At 64.2% G+C, this 15,706-nt stretch carries 14 protein-coding genes; 6 read left to right on the top strand and 8 right to left on the bottom strand.

The annotated features are described in order from the left end of the window. Nucleotides 1-44: 44 nt before the first annotated feature. Entirely contained in the window at nucleotides 45-935 is an 891-nt protein-coding gene (locus JY451_05625) for a DMT family transporter (GenBank protein QZH76040.1), read from the top strand. Here JY451_05625 and JY451_05630 read toward each other — a convergent pair. Further along, the gene (locus tag JY451_05630; protein ID QZH76041.1) at nucleotides 932-1,108 is read right to left on the bottom strand and encodes a hypothetical protein; all 177 of its coding nucleotides are present in this window, start codon (nucleotides 1,106-1,108) and stop codon (nucleotides 932-934) included. The two genes, JY451_05625 and JY451_05630, sit on opposite strands and share 4 nt — an antisense overlap. 166 nt (nucleotides 1,109-1,274) lie before the next feature. Between JY451_05630 and acnA the strand changes: the two genes are divergently transcribed. Further along, nucleotides 1,275-3,947: an aconitate hydratase AcnA gene (acnA, locus tag JY451_05635; protein ID QZH76042.1), complete on the top strand. Its 2,673-nt coding sequence runs from the start codon at nucleotides 1,275-1,277 to the stop codon at nucleotides 3,945-3,947. Between the two features lie 91 nt (nucleotides 3,948-4,038). Here the strand turns inward: acnA and JY451_05640 are convergent, their stop codons facing one another. The 4 genes from JY451_05640 to ruvA all read right to left on the bottom strand — a co-directional run bounded on the left by JY451_05640 (nucleotide 4,039) and on the right by ruvA (nucleotide 7,681). Further along, nucleotides 4,039-5,154 (bottom strand): PEP-CTERM sorting domain-containing protein, encoded by a 1,116-nt coding sequence (locus JY451_05640; GenBank protein QZH76043.1) that lies wholly within the window; start codon nucleotides 5,152-5,154, stop codon nucleotides 4,039-4,041. Between the two features lie 231 nt (nucleotides 5,155-5,385). Continuing rightward, nucleotides 5,386-6,426, bottom strand: coding sequence for a Holliday junction branch migration DNA helicase RuvB (gene ruvB / locus JY451_05645; GenBank protein ID QZH76044.1), 1,041 nt, complete (start codon nucleotides 6,424-6,426; stop codon nucleotides 5,386-5,388). Continuing rightward, the gene (locus JY451_05650; protein QZH76045.1) at nucleotides 6,423-7,070 is read right to left on the bottom strand and encodes a hypothetical protein; all 648 of its coding nucleotides are present in this window, start codon (nucleotides 7,068-7,070) and stop codon (nucleotides 6,423-6,425) included. Before JY451_05650 ends, ruvB begins: the two co-directional genes overlap by 4 nt. After that, nucleotides 7,067-7,681: a Holliday junction branch migration protein RuvA gene (ruvA, locus tag JY451_05655; protein QZH76046.1), complete on the bottom strand. Its 615-nt coding sequence runs from the start codon at nucleotides 7,679-7,681 to the stop codon at nucleotides 7,067-7,069. The genes JY451_05650 and ruvA overlap by 4 nt, the downstream gene beginning before the upstream one ends. A 570-nt stretch (nucleotides 7,682-8,251) precedes the next feature. Here ruvA and aroC point away from each other — a divergent pair. From aroC to JY451_05670, 3 genes are all read left to right on the top strand, one after another. Next, nucleotides 8,252-9,322, top strand: a complete 1,071-nt coding sequence (aroC, locus tag JY451_05660; GenBank protein QZH76047.1) for a chorismate synthase — start codon at nucleotides 8,252-8,254, stop codon at nucleotides 9,320-9,322. A 130-nt stretch (nucleotides 9,323-9,452) separates the two neighbouring features. Continuing rightward, entirely contained in the window at nucleotides 9,453-11,669 is a 2,217-nt protein-coding gene (katG, locus tag JY451_05665) for a catalase/peroxidase HPI (protein ID QZH76048.1), read from the top strand. Nucleotides 11,670-11,883: 214 nt separating this feature from the next. Beyond that, nucleotides 11,884-12,102: a hypothetical protein gene (locus tag JY451_05670; protein QZH76049.1), complete on the top strand. Its 219-nt coding sequence runs from the start codon at nucleotides 11,884-11,886 to the stop codon at nucleotides 12,100-12,102. Between the two features lie 12 nt (nucleotides 12,103-12,114). Here the strand turns inward: JY451_05670 and JY451_05675 are convergent, their stop codons facing one another. Both JY451_05675 and dapE read right to left on the bottom strand, forming a co-directional pair. Beyond that, nucleotides 12,115-13,371: a dicarboxylate/amino acid:cation symporter gene (locus JY451_05675; GenBank protein ID QZH76050.1), complete on the bottom strand. Its 1,257-nt coding sequence runs from the start codon at nucleotides 13,369-13,371 to the stop codon at nucleotides 12,115-12,117. Beyond that, a complete protein-coding gene (dapE, locus tag JY451_05680; GenBank protein ID QZH76051.1) occupies nucleotides 13,368-14,528 on the bottom strand; it encodes a succinyl-diaminopimelate desuccinylase in 1,161 nt (386 codons plus the stop codon). Before dapE ends, JY451_05675 begins: the two co-directional genes overlap by 4 nt. 53 nt (nucleotides 14,529-14,581) lie before the next feature. Between dapE and JY451_05685 the strand changes: the two genes are divergently transcribed. Continuing rightward, a complete protein-coding gene (locus tag JY451_05685) occupies nucleotides 14,582-15,025 on the top strand; it encodes a cupin domain-containing protein (protein ID QZH76052.1) in 444 nt (147 codons plus the stop codon). On the opposite strand, the gene JY451_05690 is transcribed toward JY451_05685, so the two are convergent. After that, nucleotides 15,026-15,691, bottom strand: a complete 666-nt coding sequence (locus JY451_05690; GenBank protein QZH76589.1) for a glutathione S-transferase family protein — start codon at nucleotides 15,689-15,691, stop codon at nucleotides 15,026-15,028. Between the last annotated feature and the right edge of the window lie 15 nt (nucleotides 15,692-15,706).

The raw sequence follows: 15,706 nt of genomic DNA on the forward strand, positions 1-15,706 counted from the left end.
AAAGCTGCGTGACGCGCCCGCCAAGCCTCCCTACAGGGCGCGCGATGGATAATCCGCAGCGCCTGCTCCTGCCGTTTCTCGCCGCAATTGCGGGGGTGGCGCTACTTTCGCTGATGGACGCGCTGATGAAAGGCGCTTCGCTGGAAGCGGGTGTTTATACCGCTTCGCTGCTGCGTTCGCTGATCGCGGCAGGACTCGTGGCGCCAGTATGGCTGGCCAGCGGCTATGCCTGGCCGCAATTGCCGGTGCTCAAACTGCATCTGGAACGCGGCGTGGTCTCGGCGGTGATGGCGCTGTGCTTCTTCTATGCGCTGACCAAGCTGCCACTGGCCGAAGCCATCGCCATCAGCTTCGTCGCGCCGCTGCTGGCGCTCTATCTGGCGCACCTGCTGCTCGGGGAGAAAATCGCCCCTACCGCCATCTGGGCTTCACTGCTGGGCTTTGCCGGGACGCTGGTGATAGTCAGCGGACGGTTGGGGCGTAGCGATTTCGACGAGGGAACGGCGTGGGGACTCGCCTCGCTGCTCCTCTCGGCGCTGCTCTATGCCTACAATTTCGTGCTGATCCGCAAGCAATCGCAGGTGGCGGGGCCGCTGGAAGTGGCGACCTTTCACTCGGGCGTCGGCGGTCTGGCGCAATTGGTTGCTGCGCCGTTCTTCTTCGCGATGCCCGGCAGGGAAGCGCTGGAACTTATCGGCGTGTCGGCGCTGCTCACGGTGGCCGCCTCGATGATGATTGCCTGGGCCTATGCCCGCGCCGAGGCGCAGGTGCTGGTGCCAGTGGAATATACCGGCTTTCTCTGGGCGGCGCTGTTCGGCTGGATGCTGTTTGCCGAAGAAGTCACGCTGACCACGCTGGTGGGCGTCGCAGTGATCGTAGCCGCCTGCTGGATCGCCACGCCCAAGCGGCGCATAGAACCCGCATCGCTCAACTAATCGGCACCAGCCTCGCCGGTCAGCACCTCTTCTTCCGGCTCCTCGCTGAACCAGTCGGCGCTTTGCCACACCAGCCCCGCTGCCGCGCCGAGGAATGCCGCCAACACCAGCGCAGTGAGCATCGCCAGTACGTTGAGCGGCGGCCTGACCCGCGCCGGTTTCCCGAGTGCCATTACCTATCCTTCCGTTGCGCCAACGAACAACAAAGTTACCTCGACCGCCAATATCGGTCCCGCCCCTTGACGAGCCGCAGCCAAACGCGCAGTTCGCCCCCAAATCCGGCCTCTCCCTCGCACCCGATGGGCCGCTTACGCAACTCTTTTGGAGGAAATCCTGTCCATGACTCAGGTCGGCGCCAATTCGCTCGGAACCCGCAAGACGCTCGATGTAAACGGCACAAGTTACGCCTATTATTCGCTCGAAGCCGCTGCCGAGAAGTTCGGCGACGTCAGCCGCCTGCCGCATTCACTGAAGGTGCTGCTCGAAAACATGCTGCGGTTCGAAGACAATGGCTTCACCGTGGGCGAGGAGCACGTCCGCGCGATCGTCGACTGGCAGCAGAACCCCACCACCGGCGAGGAAATCCAGTACCGTCCCGCGCGTGTGCTGTTGCAGGATTTCACCGGCGTGCCCTGCGTGGTCGATCTGGCGGCGATGCGCGATGCCATCGGCAAGCTGGGCGGCGATACCGCCAAGATCAACCCGCTGGTGCCGGTCAACCTGGTGATCGACCATTCGGTGATGGTCGACGAATTCGGCCACCCCAAGGCGTTCGAGAACAACATGGCGCTGGAGTACGAGCGCAATGCGGAGCGCTACGACTTCCTCAAGTGGGGCGCCAAGAGCCTGCGCAATTTCACCGCCGTGCCGCCGGGCACCGGCATCTGCCATCAGGTGAACCTCGAATATATCGGCCGCGGCGTGTGGTCGTCGGAAGACCAGAACGGCGAACTGGTAGCCTATCCCGACACCTGCGTCGGCACCGACAGTCACACCACGATGATCAACGGCCTCGGCGTGCTCGGCTGGGGCGTCGGCGGGATCGAGGCGGAGGCGGCGATGCTCGGCCAGCCGGTCTCGATGCTGATCCCCGAAGTGGTCGGCTTCCGGCTCGACGGTGCGCTCGGCGAAGGTGTGACCGCCACCGATCTGGTGCTGACAGCTGTGCAGATGCTCCGCGCGCACGGCGTGGTCGGCCGGTTCGTGGAATTCTACGGCCCCGGCGTGTCCAACCTCAGCCTGGCGGACCGCGCCACCATCGCCAACATGGCGCCCGAATACGGCGCCACCTGCGGCTTCTTCGGCATCGACGACAAGACGCTCGACTATCTGCGCCTGACTGGGCGGGACGAGGATACGATCGCGCTGGTGGAAGCCTATTCGCGCGAGCAGGGCCTGTGGTTCACGCCGGAGAACGAGCCGGTGTTCACCAGCACGCTGCAGCTCGACATGGCGAGCGTCGTCCCCAGCCTCGCCGGGCCCAAGCGGCCGCAGGACAAGGTGGCGCTGCCCGAGGTGGACGAACTGTTCAATTCGGAACTGAAGTCGGTCTACGGCAAGTCCGCCGCCAAGCGCGTGCCGGTAGAAGGCGCCAATCACGATGTCGGCGACGGCGACGTGGTGATCGCCGCCATCACCAGCTGCACCAACACCTCCAACCCCGACGTGCTGATCGCCGCCGGGCTGGTGGCGAAGAAGGCCAACGCGCGCGGGCTGAAGCCCAAGCCGTGGGTCAAGACCAGCCTCGCCCCCGGATCGCAGGTGGTGACCGACTACCTCGTCAAGTCCGGCCTGCAGACCGATCTCGATGCGCTCGGCTTCGATCTGGTCGGCTACGGCTGCACCACCTGCATCGGCAATTCGGGCCCGCTGGCACCGCCGATCTCCAACGCGATCAACGGCAACGATCTGGTCGCCGCCTCGGTGCTGTCGGGCAACCGCAATTTCGAAGGCCGGGTCAGCCCCGACGTGCGCGCCAATTTCCTCGCCAGCCCGCCGCTGGTGGTGGCCTATGCGCTGAAGGGCACGGTGACGCAGGACATCACCACCACCCCGATCGGGCAGGACCAGCAGGGCAAGGACGTGATGTTGGCCGATATCTGGCCGAGCAACCTCGAAATCGCCGAACACCGCGCCGCCAACATCGACCGCTCGATGTTCGTCAACCGCTATGCCGACGTCTACAAGGGCGACGAACACTGGCAGGCGATCAGCGTGGAAGCGAGTGACACCTACAACTGGAACCCTGCCAGCACCTATGTCGCCAACCCGCCCTACTTCGAGGGCATGGGCATGGAGCCTGCGCCGGTTGAGGACATTGTGGACGCGAAGCCGCTCGCGGTGCTGGGTGACAGTGTAACCACCGATCACATCAGCCCCGCCGGTTCGATCAAGGAGGATTCGCCTGCCGGTGCCTACCTGCTCGACCATCAGGTGCCCAAGCGCGAGTTCAATTCCTATGGCTCGCGGCGCGGCAACCATGAAGTGATGATGCGCGGCACTTTCGCCAACATCCGCATCAAGAACGAAATGGTGCCGGGGATCGAAGGCGGCATCACGTCCTATCATGGCGAGGCGATGCCGATCTACGACGCGGCGATGAAGCACAAGGCCGACGGCACCCCGCTGGTGGTTATCGGCGGCAAGGAATACGGCACCGGCTCGAGCCGCGACTGGGCAGCCAAGGGCACCGTGCTGCTCGGCGTGCGCGCTGTGATCGTGGAAAGCTTCGAGCGCATCCACCGTTCGAACCTGATCGGCATGGGCGTGCTGCCGCTACAGTTCCGCGATGGCGATACACGCCAGACGCTGGGTCTGACGGGCGATTGCAGCTTCTCCGTCAGGGGACTGGATGCCTTGGTACCGCAGCAGGATGTGGAAGTGGAGGTGACCCGTGCCGACGGCAGCACCTTCACCTTCACCGCGCAGTGCCGGATCGATACCGCCAACGAGATGGAGTATTACCGCAACGGCGGAATCCTGCATTACGTGCTGCGGAAGCTGGCGGCTTGATGCGCGGATAGCCGCCCGGCGATTTGGCTTGCCAGAAGGAGAAAGGACGGCCCGCTCGGACCGCCCTTTCCCGTGGTAACCGGAGCCGCTGTTAGACTTTTCCGGTATCCTGGCCGTTCTGGATCTTGCCGCGACGGCGGCGCAGGAACACTGCGCCCGCGCCCGCGCCGAACAGCAGCAGCATTCCCGGAGCCGGGACGGGCGTACCCGTTGTGCCACTGGTTCCGGACGTTCCCGACGTTCCGCTGGTGCCCGAAGTGGATACATCACCCGACGTCGAGGTGGACGTACTGGTCGAGCTGGATGTCGAGGTGCTGGTCGAACTGGTGATATCACCCGAAGTCGACGTCGAGGTGCTCGTTGAGCTGGTCACATCGCCCGAGGTCGAAGTGCTGGTCGAACTGGAGACGTCTCCCGAAGTCGACGTCGAACTCGATACATCGCCCGAAGTTGAGCTGGAAACGTCGCCTGACGTCGAGCTGGTCGAAGTGACCGTGCCCGAAGAAGTCGTGGTGGTGCTGGTCAGCCCGCCGGTCGAAGTCGAACTGGTGCTGGTGATCGTGCCCGACGAGCTGCTGACATCGCCCGAAGTCGATGTCGAGCCGCCCGAAGTCGAGGTGCTGGTCGATCCGCCGGAGGTGGAGGTCGAACCGCCTGAGGTCGAGCTCGAGGTCGAGGAACCGGTCGAGCTGTTGTCGATATCGATGATGATCCCGGTGGTGCCGCTGCTCCCCGAAGTCGATGTGGTGGTGGTCGTGCTCAGATCGACGACCGCGCTGGCGCTACCGCCACCACCGCCGCCGCCGAATCCGCCGAAAAAGCCGCCCCCGAAGCCGCCGCCGAAGCCACCCGAACCGCCGACGATCACCGACTGGCCACCACCGCCGCCGCGCACCGGAGCGCTGGGCAGCGGCGGCAGTGCAAGTGGCACGCCTGCCAGCTCGTAATCTTCCGCTTCCTCGCAGCATTCGCGTTCGATCGTGCGGCGCAGGCGGCGCTGCTCGCGCGGCCGCGCAGGGATTTCTCGATGAGCAATCGGCCCGTCGGTCTTCACGTCGATCAGCTCGCCGCTACCCGCTTCCTGATCGTCCGACTTGTAGCGGACGACCGAGGTCTGCGGCTCGGCGGTGTGGACCGCGCCCCCGCCGATGATTGCCCCGCCAGCGGCAGCGACGCTCAGTTTCGCAATGGCCATGCGTACCGACATGCGTAATCTCTCTTTGTTCGGCGGAACGGGCCTGCAACACCCTCAATGGTGCCGACGGCCTTTTCCGGTTCCTGCCAAAGAGACGCGCAAAACCTTTCCCGGCAATGGCATTAACCATGTTTTCGCGCGGCCGGGCCGAGAAAAATGGCGGTTTTCCGGGCCACTGCGGCGGGTTGTCCCACTATGGAACCGAAACGGGCCTCGGCGTGAAGCAATTGTAAACGCGAAACGCTATTTCGCGCCATCAGTGTTGGTGTCGAACAATCCGCCCTGAGGGGCCTGCGGAGCCGCCAGCCCGAGGTGATTCCATCCGCCCTCGTTGAGGCAGCGGCCGCGCGCGGTGCGGGCGAGCAGACCGAGCTGGATCAGGTAGGGCTCGATCACCTCCTCCACCGTATCGCGCGGTTCGGCGAGTCCGGCGGCGAGCGTTTCCACTCCCACCGGGCCGCCCTTGTAGGTGGTGGCGATCATGGTGAGATATCGCCGGTCCATCGCATCGAGCCCGAGCGAATCGATCTCCAGCCGGGTCAGCGCCTCGTCGGCAATCGCCGCAGTCACCGCCCCCGCGCCGCGCACCTGGGCAAAGTCGCGCACCCGCCGCAGCAGCCGCCCGGCGACGCGCGGCGTGCCGCGCGAACGCCGGGCAATCTCGCCCGCGCCGGTCGGATCAAGCGGCATCCCCAGCAGCCGCGCCCCGCGCGTCACCACTTCAGTCAGTTCGTCCTGCGTGTAGAACACCAGCCGCACCGGAATGCCGAACCGGTCGCGCAGCGGTGTGGTCAGCAGCCCCTGCCGGGTGGTCGCGCCGACCAGCGTAAACGGCGGCAGGTCGATGCGAACAGAACGCGCCGACGGCCCCTCGCCGATGATGATATCGAGCGCGCGATCTTCCATCGCCGGGTAGAGGATTTCCTCGACCACCGGATTGAGCCGGTGGATCTCGTCGATGAACAGCACGTCGTTGGGTTCAAGATTGGTCAGCAGCGCGGCCAGATCGCCCGCCTTGGCGATCACCGGGCCGGAGGTGGCACGGAATCCGACGCCGAGTTCGCGCGCGACGATCTGCGCCAGCGTGGTCTTGCCGAGTCCTGGCGGGCCGAAGAACAGCACATGATCCATCGATTCGCCGCGCCCGCGCGCGGCCTCGATAAACACCGCCAGATTATCCTTCGCCGCCGCCTGCCCGACGAATTCGCGCAGCGTCTTCGGGCGCAGGGCGGCGTCCGGGTCGTCGGGCTGGCGCGCCGGGGTTAGATCGGGGTTGGGGGTCATAGGAAGCCCTCAACCACGATCATCGACCCCACGAGAAAACAGAGAAATGACAGATCGCGAAAAATGAACGCAGCCGCCCCTAATTGCTTCGCATCCTTTGCCGCTTCAGCCCTTCGCTTATCTGCATTTGAGATAAGTGCAAACAGGTCGCTAGCATCTGACTCGGAGTACAAGTGGGATAGAAAATACTTCCGACTGGCAGCACTCCTCAAAGCGCCGAATATCAGCGCCACGGCGATTCCTGCCAAAAACCATAACGCGGCGAAGGCTTGAGACCTTTGATCAAATTTCTCCGATTGGAGGACAAACACTGCCGCAGCAGAGTTGACAGAGAGCGAGGAAGCCATGAGCCATCGTTCCCAAATCTCGCCATCATTCTTGTTGTCATCGGCGATCTTGTTTAATGTCGGACGAGCCCTTTCGAACGTGTCCTCGATCTCTATCAACTGAGAATCAACTGCGGCTGCCTCCTTCTCTACCTCTTCCAAGAGCAATAAAATCTCTTTGAGGCTAGTTCCCAAACCCTCTGATTGAGACCCAGAAGCTCGATCGGCTTGAACTTCCGAAAAGCTGGCACGCAAGCCCCTCATACGGCTTTTTAGTTCCTCGCTTTTCGCGCGTATTTTTTCAATTTCTTGAGTCACCCCGCCGCCCTCTTCAAAGCCACACGGATCAGTTCGCCCTCGCTCGCGCCTTCGCCCAGTTCCTCCTGCGCGCGGGCGACGGCGAGCGCGGCAACGCCGGGTTTGAAGCCGAGGTTCTGCAAGGCGCTCACCGCGTCGGCACTCGCTCCGCCCGCTGGCGACACCGCGCCGCCGCCGAAGCCGCCGCCAGCCGCGCCCGAACCCGGCATCGCCCCCGCCTTGTCCTTCAACTCGTTGACGATCCGCCCTGCCAGCTTCGGCCCTACGCCCTGCGCTCTCGCCACGCTCGCCGCATCGCCGCGCCCGCAGGCGTCGCGCAGTTCGCCGGTGGTGAGCGCGGAGAGGATCGCCAGCGCCACCTTGCTGCCCACACCCTGCACCCCGGTCAGCAGGCGGAACCAGTCGCGTTCTCCGCTTTCCGCAAAGCCGAGCAGGCGCATGTCGTTCTCGCTCACCTGCAGGTCGGTGTAGAGCGTGCACGCCTCCCCCGCCGCGCCCAGTGCGTGCAGCGTGCGGGCCGAGCAGTGGACCAGATAGCCCACTCCGCCGACATCGATCACCGCCCAGTCCGCGCCCGTTTCGTCCAGCCTGCCGGTGAGTTTTGCAATCATGCTTTGTTCCCTGCCCTCTGCGGCCTGGTTTGGGAAGGGGCTGCGGACCATCATCCCCTGTGGAAGTTTACACAAAGATTACACCAAAACGCAGGACGACAAGTGGCGGTACCGATTGCTGGATGAAGCGATCACACGCGTCGATTTGACCAGTCGTGGTCATGGCAGGCGGCAGGCACTGTAGGAAACGTAAATGATCCTGCACGCCTTGCCCTTCCCGTTGCGTGAACGGCCATTGCGCACGCGAAACATGGACAGGACCGCCCGCACCCAGCGCGCGCACAAAGCAGGAACAGTCCAGCCTTGCTAGACACTTGCCCGCAACTAAGCCTATGCGGCGAGTGAACTGCATGGAGGTAGTTGAGTGAGCAGAATAGAAAGATTGCCCGCACTCGCCGCCGGTGCCTGCTTGGGGGCGGGGGTTACTTTGCTTCTCCTTGTAGCGTTTGACCAACTCCCTCGTGGATGGACGATGGCTGTGAGCCTTTTGAGCTTGGCAGCCACGTTCATAGCTTGGAGGGCAGGCTTTTATGCTCCCGCAACTAAGAACGAAAGACAAGACAAGCCCTCATGAGCTGGAACACATTCGGACGCGTCTTTCGCTTCACCACCTGGGGGGAAAGCCACGGCCCCGCGCTGGGCGTGGTGGTGGACGGGTGCCCGCCGGGGATCGCGCTCTCCGAGGCAGACATCCAGCCGTTCCTTGATGCGCGCAAGCCCGGCCAGTCGAAATACACCACTCAGCGGCGCGAGGCGGACGAGGTGCGGATTCTCTCCGGCACTTTCGAAGGCAGGACAACCGGCACCCCGATCAGCCTGATGATCGAGAATACCGACCAGCGCAGCAAGGACTATTCCGAAGTCGCGCAGGCCTATCGCCCCGGCCATGCCGACTACGCATACGACGCCAAGTACGGCCTGCGCGATTATCGCGGCGGCGGGCGCTCCTCAGCGCGCGAGACCGCGGCGCGGGTGGCGGCGGGCGCGGTGGCGCGACTGGTGATCCCGGAAGTCACGATCACCGGCTGGGTCGAGGCGATCGGCGCGGTGCCGGTGCTCTATTCGCGCTTCGACCGCGAGGAAATCCGCAACAATCCGTTCTTCTGCCCCGATCCGCAGACCGTGCCCCGCTGGGAAGCCTTGGTGGACGAGGCGCGGCTGGCTGGCTCCTCACTCGGCGCGACAGTCACCTGCTGGGCCGAAGGCGTCCCCGCCGGGTGGGGCGCGCCGATCTATGCCAAGCTCGACAGCGAACTGGCCGCGGCGATGATGAGCATCAACGCGGTGAAGGGCGTCGAAATCGGCGACGGATTCGCCGCCGCGCTGGGCACCGGCGAGAGCAATGCCGATCCGATGCGCCCCGGCGCTGGCGGCGGGGTGGAGTTCGAAGCCAACCACGCGGGCGGGATCGCGGGCGGCATCTCGACCGGCCAGCCGGTAACGACGCGGGTGGCGTTCAAGCCAACCAGTTCGATCCTCACCCCGGTGGAAACGATCAATCGCGCGGGCGAGGCGACCGAAATCCGCACCAAGGGCCGCCACGACCCCTGCGTCGGCATTCGCGGCGTGCCGGTTGTGGAGGCGATGATGGCGCTGGTGCTGGCGGACCAGAAGCTGCTCCACCGGGCGCAGTGCGGTTAATCGCTCCACTCAATCAAACAATGCCAACTAATCGATTGGACTAATCAGCCGCCAATCGCCATTCTCCTGTCATCGAATTGCGCGAGGCTCGCCTGAGTCGTCGCTTTACCACTCGAGAGGAGACTTCATCATGGACGCCAAGACAGGTTCAATCGAGGGCGGCTGCCCCTTCCACGGGGACGGCGGCACGCGCGGGCTGTTCGGCCGCACCAATCGCGACTGGTGGCCCGATGCGCTCGACCTGCAGATCCTGACGCAGCAGGGCAAGAGCGCCGATCCGATGGGCGAGGACTTCGACTATGCCGAAGCCTTCAACGCCATCGACTACAATGCGCTCAAAGCCGACCTGACCGCGCTGATGACCGACAGCCAGCCCTGGTGGCCGGCCGATTACGGGCATTACGGCCCGTTCTTCATCCGCATGGCGTGGCACGCGGCGGGCACCTATCGCACCGGTGACGGGCGCGGCGGCGCATCCAGCGGGCAGCAGCGGTTCGCCCCGCTCAACTCGTGGCCGGATAACGGCAACCTCGACAAGGCGCGTCGCCTGCTCTGGCCGATCAAGCAGAAGTACGGCAAGCACATCAGCTGGGCCGACCTGTTCATCCTGACCGGCAATGTGGCCATCGAAAGCATGGGCGGCCCGGTGTTCGGCTTCGGCGGCGGCCGCAAGGACGTCTATGAGCCCGAAACCGTTTACTGGGGCACCGAGGAGCTCTGGGTCGACCAGGGTGTCGAAACCCGCATCATTCCCGACGAAGGCAAGGCGCTGGAAAACCCGCTCGCGGCGATCCAGATGGGCCTGATCTACGTCAATCCCGAAGGTCCGGGCGGCAATCCCGATCCGCTGCAGTCGGCGCGCGACATGCGTGAAACCTTCGCCCGGATGGCGATGAACGACGAGGAAACCGTTGCCCTCACCGCCGGTGGCCACGCCTTCGGCAAGGCGCACGGGGCCAAGCCTGCGGACACCTTCAGCGGCGCTCCCGAAAGCGAGCACCTGGCGCTGATGGGCTTCGGCTGGCTGACCGACAAGGAAGAGATCGGCAAGGGCCACATCACCACCTCTGGCATCGAAGGCGCGTGGACCAACACCCCCACGCAGTGGACCGGCGACTATTTCCGCCTGCTGCTGGACTATGATTTCGAACTGGTGCGCTCGCCCGCCGGGGCGCAGCAGTGGCAGCCGATCAACCAGCGCGAAGAAGACATGGCGCCCGATGCTCGCGATCCTTCGAAGAAGGTTCCGACCATGATGACCACCGCCGACATGGCGCTGAAGATGGATCCGGAATATCGCAAGATTTCCGAACGCTTCCGCCACGATCAGGCGGCGCTGGACAATGCCTTCGCCCGCGCCTGGTTCAAGCTGTGCCACCGCGACATGGGCCCCAAGGTCCGCTACCTCGGCCCCGAAGTGCCTGCCGAAACGCTGATCTGGCAGGACCCGGTTCCCGCCGGGACCACGCCCTCGGATGCCGATGTGGCGGCGTTCAAGTCGGCAGTGCTGGCAAGCGGCCTTTCGGTGCGCGAGCTGGTCAAGGCGGCCTGGGCCTCGGCTTCGACCTACCGCAACTCGGACCATCGCGGCGGTGCCAACGGTGCCCGCGTGCGGCTGGCCCCGCAGAAGGACTGGGCGGTCAACGATCCCGAAGAACTGGCGGGCGTGCTCGCCAAGCTGGATAGCCTGCGTGGCAACCTGTCGATGGCCGATGCCATCGTGCTGGCGGGCGCAGCGGCGATCGAGAAGGCGGCAAAGGATGGCGGCCACGATCTGGCAGTCAATGTCTCCACCGGTCGCGGCGACGCCACCGATGCGGATACCGATGCCGACAGCTTCGATCCGCTCGAGCCCTTCGCCGACGGGTTCCGCAACTACCTCAAGACCAAGGCCCAGGTGAAGACCGAGGACATGCTGGTCGACAAGGCGAACCTGCTCGGCCTCTCGATCCCCGAAATGGCGGCCCTGGTCGGCGGGATGCGGGCGCTGGGCGCGGTAAGCAAGCACGCGCAGCACGGCTACAAGATCGGCGTGCTGACCGATCGTCCGGGCGTGCTGTCGAACGACTTCTTCGTCAATCTGCTCGACATGGGCAACGAATGGTCGGTGGTTTCCGAGAGCGGCGACGAGGAATTCGTCGGACGTGACCGGGCCACTGGCGAAGAGAAGTATCGCGCCACCCGCACCGATCTGGTGTTCGGTTCGAACTCGCAGCTGCGGGCGATTGCCGAGACCTTCGCCGAAGCAGGTGGGGAAAAGCGCATGATCGATACTTTCATCCGCGCTTGGACCAAGGTAATGGATGCGGATCGATTCGACCTGACCTATGCGAAATATCACGCGTAAGATCGGGTCCAGGAGCCAAAACCCGGAGAGCTTGCCCCCCAAGTAACTTCGGGTCGCTGGAAGGCCCCCGCCAGTTCGCTGGCGGGGGCCTTTTTGCTGTCTCCCCGGTCGCTGCGAAGCGCTGTTCTGCTTGCAGAGAGCGGGCAAATCGGAACGGGTGGCGGGTTGGCCTGTTTTAACTCTCGGGCGGGACTAGCCGAAAAGGGTTTGCCCGATGAACGAAGGAACGCTTGTATCCTCTTTGAACCTCTTCACGCTGCTGGCGGTGCTCGCCATTGCCATCGCGATGACTGTCTGGTTTTTGCGCAAGAGATCGAACCGCCATCCGATGGATACGCCGGAAGGCAAGGCCGCGGAAGAGATGCGGCGGCGCGAAGCGATGGAAGAACGCGCCGAGGAAGGTCGCTCGCGCATTCCTCCCGATAAGGATTAAGGTTGTTTCGGCCTAGACGTCGTCCGCCGAAATCAGCTCGCCCTTATCCAGATCGCCGGTCATGCTCGCCACAGTCACCGCCACGGCGGCATCGCCGGTGACATTGGTGGTGGTGCGCATCATGTCCATGATCCGGTCCACACCAGCCACGAAGGCGATCGTTTCCAGCGGCACGCCAACTGCGCCGAACACCAGCGCCATCATGATCAGGCCCGCGCCGGGAATTCCCGCAGCGCCGATCGCACCCAGTGTCGCCAGCACCGAGATCAGGAAATACTGGCCCCATGACAGGTCCACTCCGAACACCTGTGCGCCGAACAGCGTCGCCAGCCCCAAATACATGGCCGTGCCATTCATGTTGATCGTCGCGCCGAGCGAGATCACGAAAGCCGCCACCGAATTGCTCACCCCCAGATTGCGCTCGGCACAGCGCAGGGTGACGGGCAGCGTGGCGTTGGAACTGGCGGTGGAATAGCTGACCGCCATCGCATCGACGATGCCGCGGAAGAAATCGACCACCGGCACCTTGGCGATGAACTTGATGATCGCCGAATACATCACGAAGATGATCAGCAGGCAGCCAAGGTAATTTAGCGCCACGAGCTGCGCCAGGGCCGTCAGTGCATCGAGCCCCAGTGTGCCCGCCACCCAAGCCATCAGCGCGAATACGCCGAAGGGCGTGAGCTCCATCACCACCATCGTCACCTTCTGCATGATGATCGCGCCGCTATCGAAAATCCTCTGCACCGGTTCGCCATCGCGGCCCGCCATCAGGATGCCCACGCCGATCAAAAGCGAGAACACGATCAGCGGCAGCACGTTGACATCGGCCATCACCTGCACCGGACTGGAGGGGACGATCTCCACGATCATGTCGGTGAAGGACTTGGCATTTTCCTGCGCCGCCTGCGCGGTCTCCAGCCGCGACTGGTCCATCTCGATGGCGCTGGTGTCCACACCGGTGCCGGGCTTCAACAATGTACCAAGGCCAAGCCCGAGCCATACGGCGATCTGCCCGGTGACCACGAACAGCAGTAGCGCCCGCCCGCCAACCGCGCCCAGCTTGCGCAAATCGCCGATCGCGGCAACGCCTGCCACCAGGCTGAAGAAGATCAGCGGCACCACCAGCATCCGGATCGAAGCGATGAAGAAATCGCCGATCCACTTGATGCTTGCCGCTTCCGGCCCCCACAGCCAGCCGGTGATAATGCCGAGCACCAGCGCCGCGATGACCCGCTGCCAGAGGGGAATGGCGAACCAGAATTTCATGCGGCGGTCCTCTCTCGGGCAAGCGCCGCTAAGGCGATGCGGGTGTAAATGTGGCTTAGCGTGGCAAGGTCTTCGATGGCCACTGCTTCGTCGGTCTTGTGCATGGTGGCGTTGACCAGGCCGAATTCGATTACCGGGGCGAGGTCCTTGAGGAACCGCGCATCCGAAGTGCCGCCGGTGGTGGAAGCTTCGGGTTCAATTCCCGTTTCGGCCAGCACGGCGGCGGCGACAGAGGCCGAAAATTCACCCGGCGGGGTCAGGAAAGGCTCACCGGAAATGACCGGACGCGCGGTGCCGCCGTGTTTGCGCGCAATGGTGGAGACCATTTCCGAGAGCGATGCACCCGAATGCAGATCGTTGAAGCGGATCGAAATGCGCGCCCTTGCCACCCCGGGGATGACATTGTGCGCGCGATTGGGAATATCGATCTCGGTAATTTCGAGATTGCTCGCCTGGAACCAGTCGGTCCCTTCGTCGAGCGCCAGCGCGTCAAGTTCGGCCAGCATGGCCACCAGCCGGGGCAGCGGATTGTCGGCCAAGTGCGGATAGGCGACGTGGCCTTGCGTGCCCTTCACCTCCAGCCACACATTGACCGAGCCGCGCCGCCCGATCTTCATCATGTCGCCAAGCCGGTTCACGCTGGTCGGTTCGCCGACAAGGATCAGGTCGGGTATCTCGCCCAAGCTACGCATATGATCGATCAGGGCACGGGTGCCGTGCAGCGCGGGGCCTTCCTCGTCACCAGTGATGATGAAGCTGAGCGTGCCCGCTTCCGCCGGGACTTCCGCCACGGCCGCCACCATGCAGGCGATCGCGCCTTTCATGTCCACCGCCCCGCGTCCGTGGAGCAGGTCTCCGCGCACTTGCGGCGCAAAAGCTCCGCTCGCCCAGCCATCGCCCGGCGGCACTACGTCGAGATGCCCGGCAAACGCAAAGTGCCCCGATCCGGCGGGGCCGTGGCGAATGGCAAACAGGTTTTCGACCGGAGCTTCGTCGGAACCCTCCGGCCCATCGCCGCGCAGGAAGCGATGCACCGCAAAGCCCAGTGGCGCGAGCATCGTTTCCAGGGCATCGAACACCGCGCCGCGCGCCGGAGTGACGCTTTCGCAGGCGATCAGGCGGCAGGCGAGGTCGAGAACGCTGTCTGGCTGGTGCATTGCTTATGCGGTAGACCAGCCTGACAACAGTTTCCAGCCACAGGTGATCCGCCATGCCCAAGCTCGATCTTGCCGCCATCCAACCCGTTCAGCGCACCGGCTATCCGCCGCCGCACGACCGGGCGGTGCAGGGGCGCTGGCAGAAGCGGTTCGCGAAGGATGTGGGATTCGAACAATTGGGCGCGAACCACGTGACACTCGAACCCGGCGCCTGGTCATCGCAGCGGCACTGGCATTTCACCGAGGACGAACTGGTGGTGATGCTTTCGGGAAGTGCCGTGCTGGTGGAGGATGAAGGCGAAACCGAACTGCACCCTGGCGACGTCTGCGTCTGGCCGGCAGGGGTGGCCAACGGTCACTGTATCCAGAACCGCAGCGCCGCGCCGTGCAGCTTCCTCGCAGTGAGCGCCGGGCCCGATACCGGCGGCAGTTATTCCGATATCGACATGTGCTGGGGGCCGGACGGGTTCACCCGCAAGGACGGCACCAAGGTCTGATCAGGACTTCCCGGCAATTTCGAACTGCGAGATCGTCCATTCCTCGGCCATTGCAGCGTCGATCCAGCCTTGCATCCAGTCGTGTTCCCACACCGCCTGCATATAGGCCTGGGCAAAGCCGGGGACGCCGATGCCGTAGCTGACGAAGCGCGCAACGACGGGGGCGTAGAAGATATCCGCCGCGCCAAAGGTGCCGAACAGGAACGGCCCGCCCTTGCCGAAGCGGGCGCGGGCTTCCGCCCACAGGCCGAGAATGCGGACAATGTCGGCCTTCACCGGATCGTCCAGCTCGATGTCGATGCGGGTCCGGATGTTCATCGGGCAGGCCCGTCGCAGCGCAAGGTAGGAGCTATGCATTTCCGCCACCATCGCCCGCGCCATACCGCGTGCCTCGTCATCCTTGGGCCAGAACCGGTCACGCCCGACCTTGTCGGCGAGGTATTCGAGGATCGCCAAGCTGTCCCACACCACCACTTGGCCATCCCACAGCACCGGCACCTTACCGGCAGAGGGGTGGAATTCGCCTTGCTGCGCCTTCATCGCCTGCCAGTCATCCCCATCGATATTGACGGTCAGCTCTTCGAAATGCAGCCCGCTCTGCTTGGCCGCCAGCCAGCCGCGCAGCGACCAGCTGGAATAGTTCTTGTTGCCGATAATCAGCTTCATGGTGTCACGCATCCC

The organism is Erythrobacter sp., from assembly GCA_019739335.1.
In the GTDB taxonomy this organism is placed as follows: domain Bacteria; phylum Pseudomonadota; class Alphaproteobacteria; order Sphingomonadales; family Sphingomonadaceae; genus Alteraurantiacibacter.

What these genes read in the sequence shown, in the direction of transcription:
- JY451_05625 (QZH76040.1), top strand. Translation starts at nt 45, where the DNA reads ATGGATAATCCGCAGCGCCTGCTCCTGCCGTTTCTCGCCGCAATTGCG.
- JY451_05630 (QZH76041.1), bottom strand. Translation starts at nt 1,108, where the DNA reads ATGGCACTCGGGAAACCGGCGCGGGTCAGGCCGCCGCTCAACGTACTG.
- acnA (QZH76042.1), top strand. Translation starts at nt 1,275, where the DNA reads ATGACTCAGGTCGGCGCCAATTCGCTCGGAACCCGCAAGACGCTCGAT.
- JY451_05640 (QZH76043.1), bottom strand. Translation starts at nt 5,154, where the DNA reads ATGTCGGTACGCATGGCCATTGCGAAACTGAGCGTCGCTGCCGCTGGC.
- ruvB (QZH76044.1), bottom strand. Translation starts at nt 6,426, where the DNA reads ATGACCCCCAACCCCGATCTAACCCCGGCGCGCCAGCCCGACGACCCG.
- ruvA (QZH76046.1), bottom strand. Translation starts at nt 7,681, where the DNA reads ATGATTGCAAAACTCACCGGCAGGCTGGACGAAACGGGCGCGGACTGG.
- aroC (QZH76047.1), top strand. Translation starts at nt 8,252, where the DNA reads ATGAGCTGGAACACATTCGGACGCGTCTTTCGCTTCACCACCTGGGGG.
- katG (QZH76048.1), top strand. Translation starts at nt 9,453, where the DNA reads ATGGACGCCAAGACAGGTTCAATCGAGGGCGGCTGCCCCTTCCACGGG.
- JY451_05670 (QZH76049.1), top strand. Translation starts at nt 11,884, where the DNA reads ATGAACGAAGGAACGCTTGTATCCTCTTTGAACCTCTTCACGCTGCTG.
- JY451_05675 (QZH76050.1), bottom strand. Translation starts at nt 13,371, where the DNA reads ATGAAATTCTGGTTCGCCATTCCCCTCTGGCAGCGGGTCATCGCGGCG.
- dapE (QZH76051.1), bottom strand. Translation starts at nt 14,528, where the DNA reads ATGCACCAGCCAGACAGCGTTCTCGACCTCGCCTGCCGCCTGATCGCC.
- JY451_05685 (QZH76052.1), top strand. Translation starts at nt 14,582, where the DNA reads ATGCCCAAGCTCGATCTTGCCGCCATCCAACCCGTTCAGCGCACCGGC.
- JY451_05690 (QZH76589.1), bottom strand. Translation starts at nt 15,691, where the DNA reads ATGAAGCTGATTATCGGCAACAAGAACTATTCCAGCTGGTCGCTGCGC.